Here is a 12,745-nt window from a genome sequence, read left to right as displayed (position 1 = left end):
GACCGGGCCGTCAGCTCCCGAGGTGGGTGGGTGCGAACATCCGCAGTACCGCCGGGAGCAGCACCACGGACGGGCCGGGGGTCGCCAGGGCCTTCGCCAGGTCCTCCTCCAGTGTCTCGGGGGTCGTACGGACCCCCGGGACGCCGAAGGACTCGGCCAGCGCCACGTAGTCGGGGCGGGCCAGCTCCGTCGCCGTGGCCTGGCCGAAGGCGTCGGTCATGTACTCGCGCAGGATGCCGTAGCCGCCGTCGTCGACGATCAGCCAGGTGACGTTCAGGTCGTACTGCCTCGCCGTGGCGAGTTCGGCGATCGAATACAACGCGCCGCCGTCGCCGGAGACCGCGAGGACCGGGCGGGTGGGATCGGCCGCCGCCGCGCCGAGGGCCGCCGGGAAGCCGTAGCCGAGGCCGCCCGCGCCCTGGGCGGAGTGCATGGTGTTCTTCCCGCGCGGGTCGAAGGCGGACCACGCCCAGTACGCCAGGATGGTCATGTCCCAGAAGGACGGGGAGGTGGACGGGAGGGCCCGGCGCACGGACGCCAGCACCTCCTGTTCCAGGGTGAGTTCCTGCGCGGCGATGCGCTCGCCCACCCGGTCGAGCAGCGCGCGTACGCGGTCCGCCGCCGTCGCGTCGGGGCGCTCCTCGACGGTCTCCAGGAGCGCGGAGAGCGCGAGCCGGGCGTCCGCGTGGATGCCGATCGCCGGGTGGTTGGACTCCAGCTTGCCGAGGTCGGCCTCGATCTGGATGACCCGGCCGCGGGGCTTGAACGTGTGGTAGTTCGAGGACAGTTCACCGAGACCGGAGCCGACGACCAGCAGGACGTCCGCGTCCTCGAGGAAGTCGGTGGTGTGCCGGTCCTCCAGCCAGGACTGGAGCGAGAGCGGGTGGTTCCAGGGGAACGCGCCCTTGCCGCCGAAGGTGGTGACGACCGGCGCGTTCAACTTCCCCGCCAGCGACTTCAGCTTGCCGGACGCGTCCGACCGTACGACCCCGCCGCCCGCGATGATCGCGGGGCGGGCCGCAGAGGACAGCAAGTGGGCCGCCAGCGCGGTCAGTTCGGGGCGCGGGACGACGTCCTCCGGGGTCGCGTCCATCGCCGTGACCTGCGGCAGGTGGGTCTCGGCGAGGAGGACGTCCTGCGGGATCTCCACCCAGACCGGGCCGTGCGGGGCGGTCAGCGCCGACTCCCAGGCCGCCGCGATGGCGGAGGGGATCTGCGACTGCGTACGGACCGTGTGGACGGACTTGACGACACCCCTGAAGGACGCCTGCTGGTCCGGGAGTTCGTGCAGATAGCCGTGGCGTCCGCCGCCCAGCCCGGCGGTGGGGATCTGGCTGCTGATGGCGAGGACGGGGGCGGAGGCCGCGGCGGCCTCCTGGAGCGCGGCCAGGGAGGTCAGCGCACCCGGGCCGGTGGAGAGCAGCAGCGGTGCGGCCTCACCCGTGATGCGGCCGTACGCGTCGGCCGCGAACCCCGCGTTGTTCTCCACCCGCAAGCCGATGTACTGCAACGAGGACCGGCGCAGGGCGTCGAACATGCCCAGTGCGTGCTGTCCGGGCAGGCCGAAGACGGTCGTGGCGCCGAGACCGGAGAGGGTCTCCACGACCAGGTCTCCGCCGTTGCGGCCGGGGGGCGGATTCAGCGCGGCCTCCGTCTGCGCCGCCGACGGACGGAGAACCAGGTCGTGGTCGTGGGTCACTTCGCTTCGCCGTCCTTACGGGCCTGCGCGATCTGGCGGGACATGATCGTCGTCAGTTCGTACGCCGTGTGGGACGCGGCCACCGCCGTGATCTCGGCGTGGTCGTACGCGGGCGCGACCTCGACCACGTCCGCGGAGACCAGGTTGCAGGAGGACAGTCCGCGCAGGATCTCCAGCAGCTCGCGGGAGGTCATGCCACCGGCCTCCGGCGTGCCCGTGCCGGGGGCGTGCGCCGGGTCGAGGCAGTCGATGTCGATGGAGATGTACAGCGGGCGGTCGCCGATGCGCTGGCGCAGCTGGTCGGCGACCTCGTCGGCGCCCCGGCGGTAGATGTCCGCCGAGGTGACGATGCCGAAGCCCATCTTCTCGTCGTCGGTGAGGTCCTGCTTGCCGTACAGCGGGCCGCGGGTGCCGACGTGGGAGAGGGCCTCCGTGTCCAGGATCCCCTCCTCCACCGCCCGGCGGAACGGCGTGCCGTGCGTGTACTCGGCGCCGAAGTAGGTGTCCCAGGTGTCGAGGTGCGCGTCGAAGTGGAGCAGGGCCACCGGGCCGTGCTTCTTGGCGACGGAGCGCAGGAGCGGGAGGGCGATGGTGTGGTCGCCGCCCAGCGTCATCAGGCGGGCACCCGTGCCGAGCAGCTCGTCGGCCGCCGCCTCGACCGTCTCCACGGCCTCGTTGATGTTGAACGGGTTCGCCGCGATGTCACCGGCGTCGGCGACCTGGGCGAGGGCGAAGGGGGAGGCGTCCTGCGCCGGGTTGTACGGGCGCAGCAGGCGGGAGGCCTCGCGGATGGCGTTGCCGCCGAAGCGGGCGCCCGGCCGGTAGGAGACCCCGGAGTCGAAGGGCACGCCGACCACGGCGACGTCGGCGCTGCCGACCTCGTCGAGGCGCGGCAGCCGGGCGAAGGTCGCGGGGCCCGCGTACCGCGGGACGCGGGACGAGTCGACGGGGCCGCGTGGCTGGCTGCCGCCTGCTGCCGGGTACTCGGTGCTGCTCATCGTCGGACTCCTCCAGGTGGTACGGGGTGATGCGTCGTACAGGTGGCGCTTTTCCAGTGTCGCGGACCCCGCTGACCGGGGGCCGCCCGGCCCGGTCGCCGTGCGGCGGCCGGGCCGAAGTTCTTCGGGGGCTGGGGTGCGGTGCGGCGGCTAGACGAGTCATTCCGATGTGGTCAGTGGTCATAAGCGATCAAGGATCGTATGACGGGCTGGCCGGTCTTGTGGTTGTGCCAGATCGCGGCGGCCATCGCGAGGATGCGTTGGGCGACGCGGACGGCGACACCTTCGAAGGTCCGTCCACCGTGCCGTTCCAGGTCGAGCTGGCCTTTGAGGGTGTCGTTGACCGACTCGATCAGCTGTCGCACCGACTTCAGGAGGCTCTCGCCCCTGCGCTTCTTCTCGCGCTTGAAAGAAGGACGCAGCAACTCCGCGCCCCGGAAGGCCAGATCGGCCTCGAACTCCTTGGAGGCGAAGCCTTTGTCTGCGATCACCAGCAGGCTCGGCCGGTCCGTGGACAGGTGCGGTTCGCGGTCCAGCATCGCCGACAGCACCTCCCGCTCATCCAGTTTCGGGTTCGCCAGTGCCCACAGGATGGGCATCCCGGTCGGGGTGCATACCAGGAACAGGCGCAGGCCCCAGAAGAACCGGGAGTGCGAGGCGCAGTACCCGTATCCGGCCCAGCCGGCCATGTCCGACCGCTTCACCGTCGGACGCGAGCGGCCGCACTCCACCGGTGTGGAGTCGATGATCCAGTGGTTGTCGAACCAGAAGTCCGTATCGACGGCCAGCAGTCGTATTGCCCTCTTGACCAGTGGCAACGCTGCCCGCAGCCGCTTGTTCCAGCCCGGCTGCCTGGGCACGTACGGGAACATCGCTCCCAGTCGGGAGTCCACGAACCGCAGCCAGCGCGACTCCGAGGTGTAGCCCAGCAGCGCCTGGGCGACGGCAAGGGTGACCAGCTCAGAATCCGTCAGCTGCGGCGGTCGGCCAAGCCATCGGCTACCTCCGATCTCGTCGTCGATCTTCACGTACAGTGCGGTCAGCAGGGCGTCTAGGTTGTTCGTCACACAACGAATCTTGGACGCCCTGTCTGCGTTCCCAGACACACCGTCAGCATTCGGAATGACTCGTCTAGGCGACCACGGCCGTCGGCTCGGCCGTCGCCTCGGCGTCCGCGCCGCGCCCGGCCAGCCGCTCGCGCCAGGCGGCCAGCACCGCCGGGTCGGTCGCGGGCGTGGCCAGGGAGACGATCACGTACGCGACCAGCGAGGACAGCAGCCCGTAGTAGACGGGCTCGTTCGCGAGGATGCCGTACGTCGCCATCAGCCCGATGACCGCGAGTCCGCCGACGACGACGGAGGCGAGCGCGCCGTGCACGGTCCCGCGCTTCCACAGCAGTCCGCCGAGGATCGGGACGAGCAGACCGCCGACGAGCAGGTTGTACGCGACGGTCAGCGCCTCGACGACGTTGTTGAGGGCGATGGCGGTACAGATCACGGCGACGCCCATGACGAGGATGAAGACGCGGTTCCCCTTGACCTCGTCGTGCGGCTCGCCGTCACGGACCTCGGCGTCGCGCCGTACGGCCCCGCGCAGCTTGGTCCAGATGTCGTTGTTGGCGACGGTGGCGCAGGCGATGAGGGCGCCGGAGGACGTGGACATCACGGCGGCGAGGGCGGCGGCGAGCACCAGGCCCCGTACGCCGACCGGGAGTTCGTCCTTGACGATGGTCGCGAAGGCGGTGTCGGCGCTGGGCAGCGTCGGGTACATCACCTTGGCGGCCGTGCCGATGACGGCACCGGCGAGGGCGTACACCAGGCAGTAGGTACCGGCGACGGTGCCGCCCCACTTGGCGGTCTTGTCGCTGCGGGCGGTGAACACGCGCTGCCAGATGTCCTGGCCGATGAGCATGCCGAACGTGTAGATCAGCACGTAGGTGAAGATCGTCTCGCCGCCGATGCCCAGCGGGTCGAAGTACTCCGTGGGCAGCTTGGCCTTCATCTCGCTGAACCCGCCGGCCTTGACGACCGCGATGGGCAGCAGGAGCAGCAGCACGCCGACGGTCTTCACGACGAACTGCACCATGTCGGTGATGGTGATCGACCACATGCCGCCGAGCGTGGAGTACGCGACGACGATCGAGCCGCCGATGATGATCGCCAGCGTCCGGTTCATGTCGAAGAGGACGTCGAAGATGGTGGCGTACGCGATGGTCGAGGTGACCGCGAGCATCAGGGTGTAGGCCCACATGACGACGCCGGAGATGACACCGGCCCGGCCGCCGTAGCGCAGGTCGAGCATCTCGGAGACGGTGTAGACCTTCAGGCGGGCGATACGGGCGGAGAAGAAGACGGAGAGGGCGAGGAGTCCGAGGCCGATGGCGAACACCATCCAGGCGCCGGAGAGCCCGTACTGGTATCCGAGCCCGACGCCGCCGATAGTGGACGCGCCGCCGAGGACGATCGCGGCCATGGTCCCGGAGTACATCGCGGGACCCAGGCGCCGCCCGGCCACCAGGAAGTCACTCTTCGACTTGGCGCGGCGCATGCCCCACCAGCCCATGGCCAGCATGCCGGCCAGATAGACGACGATCACTGTGTAGTCGACGGCCATAAGGGGGCCCTCCTTCGCGCACTCATCGGTGGCGTGTCGTGCAGATGGACATGGGGACGCGGACGGGCGAGCGAGGCCCGGCCGGGAGACCGGCAGCGGATCGCGGGGACATACGCCCGTACCCACGGCTGCCGACGGCACTGACATTAGGTGGCCGGAAGATGACTCTGAAGTGTACGTTTCATCCATTACAGCCGATCCGGATGGAGGGAACGTCCACCATGCCGGACGCATCCGCCACACCTGTCCCACCCACCCCACCGATTCCTCTGTCGGCTCTCCTGGCCCGGGAGGACCTGGGCCTGCGCCGGATCGCGGGCCCCTCCGATCCGGACACGGTGATCCACTGGGCGCACACCTCGGAGATGGCGGACCCGTACCCGTATCTGCTGGGCGGTGAGCTGCTGCTGACCGCCGGGGTGCACATCCCGGAGGCGGCGGGTTCGGGCACCTACTTCGACGACTACGTCTCCCGGATCGTGGCGGCGGGCGGCGCGGCGCTCGGCTTCGGCCTGGCGCCGGTGCACGACACGGTCCCGCGCGCCCTGGTCGCGGCCTGCGACACCTACGGCCTGCCCCTGCTGGAGGTCCCGCCCCAGACCACCTTCTCGGGCGTGGCCCGCGCGGTGTGGCAGCTGATGGCGCAGGCCCGGCTGGCGGAGCTGCGGCGCGTCACGGAGGCCCAGCAGAGCCTGGCGGCCGCCGCGGCGCGCCCGGACCCGGTGGCGGCGGTGCTGCGGCAGCTCGCCCAGCGGGTGAGCGGCTGGGCGGTGCTGTACGGCCCGGAGGGCGCGGAACTGGCCCGGGCGGGGAGAGCACCGGAGGCGGGCCCCGTGACGGCCCTGGGCGCCCTGGCCGGCGTCGTGCACCCCGGGGGAACCCAGGCCACCGGCCCCCAGGGCCCCGCCCCCACCCCCGTTCCCACTCCTTCCTCCGCCACCGACACCGTCGGCGGCACCCACCTCGCCGCGTACGCCCTCGGCGGCGGGCAGGGCTTCGTCCTCGGGGTCGCGGCGCCGCGCCGGGACCCCGGGGACCACACCATCGCCTCCGTCGCGGCCGTGCTCCTCTCCCTCCTCACCGGGGAGCAGCAGAGCGGGAGCGGTGCGGCGCGCTCGGCGGCGCTCGTACGACTCCTGCTGGGCGCCGCGCCCGAGGACGTGGCCCCGCTGCTCGGCGGGGACCGGTGGACCGTCGTGCACGCCCGCCCCGCGGCGGACGGCCCGGCGCCGGACGCCGTCGCCGCGTCGGCGCTGGGGGCGGCGCTGGGTTCCGCGCTCATCGACACCGGCGGGGGTGTCGTACGCGTCCTGGTCCCCGGCCACCGCGAGCCGACCGCGCAGGAGGGCTGGATCTGCGGGGTCAGCGCGGCGGTCGGCCCGCACGAGTGGACGTCCGCCGACGGGCAGGCGGCCCGCGCCCTGGCCCGCGCCCGGGCGACCCGCGCGCCCCTCGTCCGCCACGGCGAGCGTCCCGCCCTGGCGGACCTCGTGCCCTCGGCCGACGCCGAGGCCCACGCGCGTGCCCTGCTCGCCCCCATCGCCGCCGCCCCCGCCCTCACCGAGACCCTCCGTACCTGGCTCTCCCTCCACGGCAGTTGGGACCGCACGGCCGTCGCCCTCTCCGTCCACCGCAACACCGTCCGCCAACGCATCGCGCGGTGTGCGACCTTGCTGGAGGCGGACCTCGACGACGCGGACGTGCGGATGGAGTTGTGGTTCGCGTTGAGGGATGCCTGAGAGCAGCCTCCCCCGACCCTCACCTCTCAACAGGCCGAGTCGGACGGGTGGGCGGGGAACCGACAACGACCGCCTCACGCCGAGTGACCCGCATCCCACGGTTCAGGACAACCGCCCTACCAGCGGAGCGCCCCGGCACAATGGGTGGCATGCCGATATCCGGGACCCCCAGCCGCGCCGAGCTCGTCGACCACCTGGTCATGACCCGTATCGCGGGCGACGTCGCCACGCCTCGCGAGAACAACCTCTCCCACTACCGCAAGCTCGCCAACGGCGACCGCAACTTCTGGCTCGGCCTGGAACTCGGCGACCGCTGGACCGACGAGCAGGACGTGCTCGCCGTGATGGCGGAGCGGTGCGGTGTGAACGACGACCCGGAGTACCGCTACGGCCAGGACACCATCGACCCCGAGCTGACCGTCGACGCCCTGGAGCGGATGGCGGCGCGGCTGCGCAAGGCGGCGGACGATGAGCAGCGGGTGCTGTTCGCGACCGGCCACCCCGGCGGCCTCCTCGACGTGCACCGCGCCACCGCCACCGCGCTGCGCGGCGCCGGCTGCGAGATCGTCGTCATTCCGGACGGACTGCAGACGGACGAGGGGTACGTCATGCAGTTCGCGGACGTGGCGGTGCTGGAGCACGGCGCCACGCTGTGGCACACGCACTCGGGCGAGCCGATGCGCGCGATCCTCAAGGGCCTCGAGGGCGCGGGCCGCCCCCTGCCCGACCTGGTCGTCGCCGACCACGGCTGGGCGGGCTGCGCGGGCCAGCTCGGCGTCGACTCCGTCGGCTACGCCGACTCCAACGACCCGGCCCTCTTCCTCGCCGAGTCCGAGGGCACGGTCCAGGTGACGGTCCCCCTCGACGACCACGTCACGAGCCCGCGGTTCTACGACCCGCTGACGGCGTATCTGCTCTCCGCCGCGGGACTCCTCTGACGCCCACCGCGGGAACGCGTGCGGCACCGCGCACGGAGGGCTACGGAAAGTAGCCGCATTTGTATGGCGAGTGTTCGGCGCGCTACGCACCGTTGGGGTCCGTCGTCCCGCTCGACCCCCGCGCCTCGTCGCGGCGTTGACGATGCGGCGGGGCTCAACCGGGCGCCCGGAGGCACCGTCACCGGCCGGAGTTCTGGTGTTCATTAGTCGACTTTCCAAAGGGTGGACGTCGCGAAGGACGGGCCGGCGGATTACTTTCCACCCCTCTCCAACCCCCTTTCCCGAACGCGCATAAATAAATGAAATGGGGAGTCGGATTCAAGGCGCTCTCAAGGCGCTATGAATCCCCGGAGAGTTTCGCACGGCCGCACGTCCAGCACCCTGAGGAAAGGTAAGTGGCGACATTAACGCACTTAATCGGGTGCTTGCTCACCCCCCTTTCGAACTACCGATCGGACGGTCATGCCGGTGAGGGCACCCCGGCTCGACCGGTCGACACCGATCCAGATGTGATCGTTATTCACTCGTGCCGTTCGAGTATGAGCGGTGAACGAAACGAACCGCGTGACGAAATTCGCCTAGCGCAGCAAAAGGGACGTAAGGTTCGGCGTGCCGGTGCGCGACCCTCCGCGACGAGGACGCGGTCAGGTCCGGCCCGTGAATCCCTCCCCGGAGGGAAGCCTGCCCGACGTTTCCCTGCCCGAGTGACCTTTTCGCAGCTCATGGTGTTTACTGGAAGTCGGTCTGAGCCTTGGTGGGTCCAGACCCTTTCCTGGAGGCCTCGGGGGTGGTTCCCCGGGGCCTCCTTGTTTTCCATCGCGTTCACATCCGCGCCCCCTTCCGCTCATCCGCGGGAACATCTGCGGGAAATTTCCAAGCGCGTCTTTGGATATCCTTGCGGAATATCGGCATTCACACTTGGCGACCCTCCCTCCGCAAGACGGAGCGTAACGTGGACCACACCCAGCGGAGTCGGCGCGACAAAACCCTCCCGCGAGGGTTTGTTTTCCCTTCCCTTCGCGGCCTCCGCCGACCGGAAATTCCCGCCGCCGCACATGCGCGACTGGCAAATTCCGCGCGAGTGGAGGTAACTTGTCGATGTAACGCCTTCGCCTCGCGTCCGGACCTAAACCAGCCGGATGACCATGCGACGGAGAGGGCTCTGGACCCACCAGCCCGGGTGCGCCCGCCAGTCGACGGACGCACCCGGTCCCCTGTTTTTCCCGAGCGGGAAGGACCTCAGAACCGATGCAGACCGCCGTCGCCGATGGCGTCGCCCTGCCGAAGACCCTCGTCACCCGGGCCATCGGCAGCCCTCGACCGACACAGCGTCACCATCACGGCCCGTTACGGCCGTACGCCTCCACGACGCCGTACGGCGCGGCCGGGGCAGGGGAGTGACCGATGCCTCCCAAGGTCGACGCCTTCCGCACCAGTGACGTCCTCAAAGGCCGTCAAGCGATGCCCGAGGGCACCTTTCTCCACTACCTCCCCGGCAACACCTGGCCGCTGCTCGTCAGCACCTGGGGCCTGGACGCCCGTGTCTACGAACGCGACGAGGAACTGCCGCTGGGACCGGGCGACGGAAACGTGTACATCATCCTGGGCGGCTGCGTCCTCCAGGAGCGTTTCCCCTTCGGCGCCGGGTTCGCCTCCACCAGGATCACGAGGTTCCGCGGCGTCGGCGAACTCCTGGGCGAGGCCAAGCTGATCGACCCCCAGGCGACGGTCACTACCGTCTGCCTGACCACCACCTGGGTCATGCCCTGCTCCGTGAAGCGCATGAACCTCCTGCTGCGCCGCCAGCAGGAAGCCCAACTGGCCCTGCTGCGCAGCCTGGAGGACCGCAACCGCAGCGACGAGATGATCTACTGCACCCCGACCCGCTCGCCCGTGCAGCGAGTCGGCGGCCTGCTGCTGCACCTGGCCGGGGTCGCCGGCCGGACGAACTCCGCCGACCCCGGCCAGGTCACCATCCTGGGCCCGACCCAGAGGGACATCGCCGACGCGCTCCTGATGGGCGTCTCCACCGTCGAGAACGCGGTCCGCACCCTGCGCGAGACCCACGGCGTGATCACCAGCAGATACCGGCAGTTCGTGGTGACGGACCTCCTCGCCCTGCGCGACATCGCCATGCCTTCGTAGGGCCTGTCCGACCGAGCCGACGACGACTTCCCGCAACGCCGCAGGGCCCCGCGCCGGGTCAGGCGCGCACCCACGAACGGATCGGACCACGATGATCCTCAGCTCGACCACCCTGGCGGCCGGCGCCGGCTCCCCGGTGGTGGCCGCCCTGTCCGGCGCGGTCACCGCCGCCCTCGCCCTCCTCGGGATCCGCCACGGCCGCCAGGTGTTCGCGTGGATGAAGAAGAACCGCGACACCGACGACAACGCCAAGGACCTCGACGACGCCGACAGCTACCTCAAGGAGACCTTCGAGAAGCTGTGCGAGCTCGCACAGAAGCCCTGCCGGGCCGCCGACCTCGCCCCGCTGAGGCGGCTGCGCAACCTCATCAAGGCCTCCGCCGATCAGCTGGAGGTGATCCGGACCGAACTGCACGATGTCACCGACCACTTCGAGGGCTACCTCGCCACCGGCCTCCCCCAGCTCACCAGCCCCGCGAGGGTGCCGCAGACGGAGCTCGACACGCACATGGAGCGCGCGATGAAGCAGGAGCACGCCCGCATGGAGCTGGAGCGTGCCGTGAGCAGGGCCCAGCAGAGGATCCGGTTCCTGCGCAAAGCCTGACCACCCCCTGGCGGGAGCCGGACTACAGCCACGGGAGCCGCACTACGACGACGGGAGTCGCGCTACGGCAACGGGTTCAGGCCCTCCTCGCGGCGCTGGGCGTACCCCGGTGTCGGGTCGAGGTACACCCGGCTCACCCCGGGGAACACCTCGCGCAGCCGTGCCTCGGCCTGTTCGCAGGCCCATTCGATCTGGGCGGCGGTCGAGACGTCCCTGAAGTCGACCTTGGCCGCGACCAGCGCCTCGCGGGGCCCCTGCACGAGGGTCGTGAGCTCCAGTACGGCCTCCACGTGCTCCACGGCGAGCAGTTCGGCCCGGATCCGCTCCCGCACCGACTTGGGCAGCGGTCGGCCGATCAGCAGTTCGGCGTTGGAGCGGCCGAGGACCCAGGCGACGTACAACAGGAGGAGACCGATACTGAGGGACGCGATGCCGTCCCAGACGCCGGAGCCGGTGAGCTGCCCGCCGAGCAGACCGCCCGCCGCGAGAACGAGGCCTATCAGCGCGGCCGAGTCCTCCAGGACCACGGCCTTCACGGCGGTGTCCGGGGTGTACCGGAGGTAGCGCTTGAAAGGCGCCCCCACACGCTCCGCCTCTCCGCGCGCCTGGCGTACACCGGTGCGCAGGGAGAAGCTCTCCAGCAGGAAGGCGACCGCGAGCACGATGTACGCGACGAGGGGGTCGCCCGGCTCCTCGCCCGCGACAAGGGTGTGGATGCCGTCGTAGAGGGAGAACACCGCGCCGCCGACGAAGGTGGCGACGGCGGCGAGCATCGCCCAGATGTAACGTTCGGGGCCGTAGCCCAGCGGATGTTCCTCGTCGGCCGGCTTCTCGCTGCGCTTCAGCGCGGTGAGCAGCAGTACCTCGGTGACCGTGTCGGCCACCGAGTGCGCGGCCTCGGACAGCATCGCGCTCGATCCGCTGATGACGCCCGCGACCGCCTTGGCCACCGCGATCCCGAGATTGGCGAGGGCGGCGACGATCACCGTGAAGGTGCTCTCGCCACCCCCGCCACCCTCGTCGTCCTGCTGTCCGGCTCCCGCTTCAGTCATGGCCATGCCCCAGTCTTACCGGGTGGGCCCCCGGTCAGTCTCACCGGGCAGGCCCCGTCCTAGCGGGGGATGCGGACCACGCCCTCCTGGATCACCGAAATGGCCAGCCGTCCGTCCTGCGTGTAGATACGGGCCTGGCCGAGGCCGCGGCCCCCGGAGGCGGACGGCGACTCCTGGTCGTACAGCAGCCATTCGTCGGCGCGGAACGGGCGGTGGAACCACATCGCGTGGTCCAGCGAGGCCCCGACGACGTCCCCGGTCACCCAGCCACCGCGCCCGTGCGCGAGCAGGATCGAGTCGAGGAGCGTCATGTCGGAGACATAGGTGGCGAGGACGACGTGCAGGAGGGGATCGTCGGACAGTTTGCCGTTGGTGCGGAACCACACCTGGGAGTGCGGTTCGCGGACCTCGCCGACCGTGCCGTACGGGGGCGCGTCGACGTAACGCAGGTCGACGGACTCGCGCGCTTCGAGGAGCCGTTCGACGACGACCGGGTCCTTGATGACATCGGCGTACAACGGCAGCAGTTCGGCGGCCGTGGGCAGCGTCTCCGGGTCGGGCGCGGCCGGCATCGCGGCCTGGTGCTCCATGCCCTCCTCGTACGTCTGGAAGGACGCGGAGAGATGGAAGATCGGCTGCCCGTGCTGGATGGCGACGACACGGCGGGTGGTGAAGGAGCGCCCGTCACGGATGCGGTCCACCGTGTACACGATGGGCGCGCCGGGGTCCCCCGGACGCAGGAAGTACGCGTGCAGGGAGTGCGCGTGCCGGTCCTCGGGGACCGTGCGCCCGGCGGCCACCAGCGCCTGCGCCGCCACCTGCCCGCCGAAGACACGCGGGACGACGGCGGAGCGGGACTGGCCGCGGAAGATGTCCCGCTCGATCCGCTCCAGGTCGAGCAGATCGAGCAGGGACTCAAGTGCCTGACTCATGCGTCAGTTGTATCGTGCGGTTGTT

The 12,745-nt window shown here is 70.5% G+C and carries 11 protein-coding genes; 5 read left to right on the top strand and 6 right to left on the bottom strand.

The features are described 5' to 3' along the window. Positions 1 to 10: 10 nt before the first annotated feature. From OG568_RS32090 to OG568_RS32075, 4 genes are all read right to left on the bottom strand, one after another. A complete protein-coding gene (locus OG568_RS32090) occupies positions 11 to 1,699 on the bottom strand; it encodes a thiamine pyrophosphate-binding protein (RefSeq protein WP_329534053.1) in 1,689 nt (562 codons plus the stop codon). Next, entirely contained in the window at positions 1,696 to 2,697 is a 1,002-nt protein-coding gene (gene speB / locus OG568_RS32085; protein ID WP_266413764.1) for an agmatinase, read from the bottom strand. The genes OG568_RS32090 and speB overlap by 4 nt, the downstream gene beginning before the upstream one ends. A 173-nt stretch (positions 2,698 to 2,870) precedes the next feature. Next, entirely contained in the window at positions 2,871 to 3,764 is an 894-nt protein-coding gene (locus OG568_RS32080) for an IS982 family transposase (RefSeq protein WP_329532835.1), read from the bottom strand. Positions 3,765 to 3,828: 64 nt separating this feature from the next. Then, entirely contained in the window at positions 3,829 to 5,310 is a 1,482-nt protein-coding gene (locus OG568_RS32075) for a sodium:solute symporter (RefSeq protein ID WP_329534052.1), read from the bottom strand. Positions 5,311 to 5,531: 221 nt separating this feature from the next. Between OG568_RS32075 and OG568_RS32070 the strand changes: the two genes are divergently transcribed. The 5 genes from OG568_RS32070 (at position 5,532) to OG568_RS32050 (ending at position 10,736) form a co-directional block, all read left to right on the top strand. Then, a complete protein-coding gene (locus OG568_RS32070) occupies positions 5,532 to 7,049 on the top strand; it encodes a PucR family transcriptional regulator ligand-binding domain-containing protein (protein WP_329534051.1) in 1,518 nt (505 codons plus the stop codon). 149 nt (positions 7,050 to 7,198) lie between these two features. Then, complete coding sequence (locus OG568_RS32065) at positions 7,199 to 7,987, top strand: phosphatase (RefSeq protein ID WP_266413761.1); 789 nt, start codon at positions 7,199 to 7,201, stop codon at positions 7,985 to 7,987. 1,248 nt (positions 7,988 to 9,235) lie between these two features. Continuing rightward, positions 9,236 to 9,388: a hypothetical protein gene (locus OG568_RS32060; protein WP_329534050.1), complete on the top strand. Its 153-nt coding sequence runs from the start codon at positions 9,236 to 9,238 to the stop codon at positions 9,386 to 9,388. 3 nt (positions 9,389 to 9,391) lie between these two features. Then, positions 9,392 to 10,132, top strand: a complete 741-nt coding sequence (locus OG568_RS32055) for a Crp/Fnr family transcriptional regulator (protein WP_329534049.1) — start codon at positions 9,392 to 9,394, stop codon at positions 10,130 to 10,132. 91 nt (positions 10,133 to 10,223) lie between these two features. Further along, entirely contained in the window at positions 10,224 to 10,736 is a 513-nt protein-coding gene (locus tag OG568_RS32050) for a hypothetical protein (protein ID WP_266624865.1), read from the top strand. A 62-nt stretch (positions 10,737 to 10,798) separates the two neighbouring features. On the opposite strand, the gene OG568_RS32045 is transcribed toward OG568_RS32050, so the two are convergent. Together OG568_RS32045 and tesB are read right to left on the bottom strand one after the other, a co-directional pair. After that, positions 10,799 to 11,794 carry a cation diffusion facilitator family transporter gene (locus tag OG568_RS32045; RefSeq protein ID WP_443077796.1) on the bottom strand — a complete coding sequence of 332 codons (996 nt, stop codon included), beginning with the start codon at positions 11,792 to 11,794 and terminating at the stop codon, positions 10,799 to 10,801. Positions 11,795 to 11,847: 53 nt separating this feature from the next. Continuing rightward, positions 11,848 to 12,720, bottom strand: a complete 873-nt coding sequence (gene tesB / locus OG568_RS32040) for an acyl-CoA thioesterase II (protein WP_266413756.1) — start codon at positions 12,718 to 12,720, stop codon at positions 11,848 to 11,850. Between the last annotated feature and the right edge of the window lie 25 nt (positions 12,721 to 12,745).

This window comes from Streptomyces sp. NBC_01450 (assembly GCF_036227505.1).
Taxonomy (GTDB): domain Bacteria; phylum Actinomycetota; class Actinomycetes; order Streptomycetales; family Streptomycetaceae; genus Streptomyces.
The sequence above is the reverse complement of the archived record's forward strand: the minus strand, read 5'-3'. Positions and strand labels throughout refer to the sequence as shown.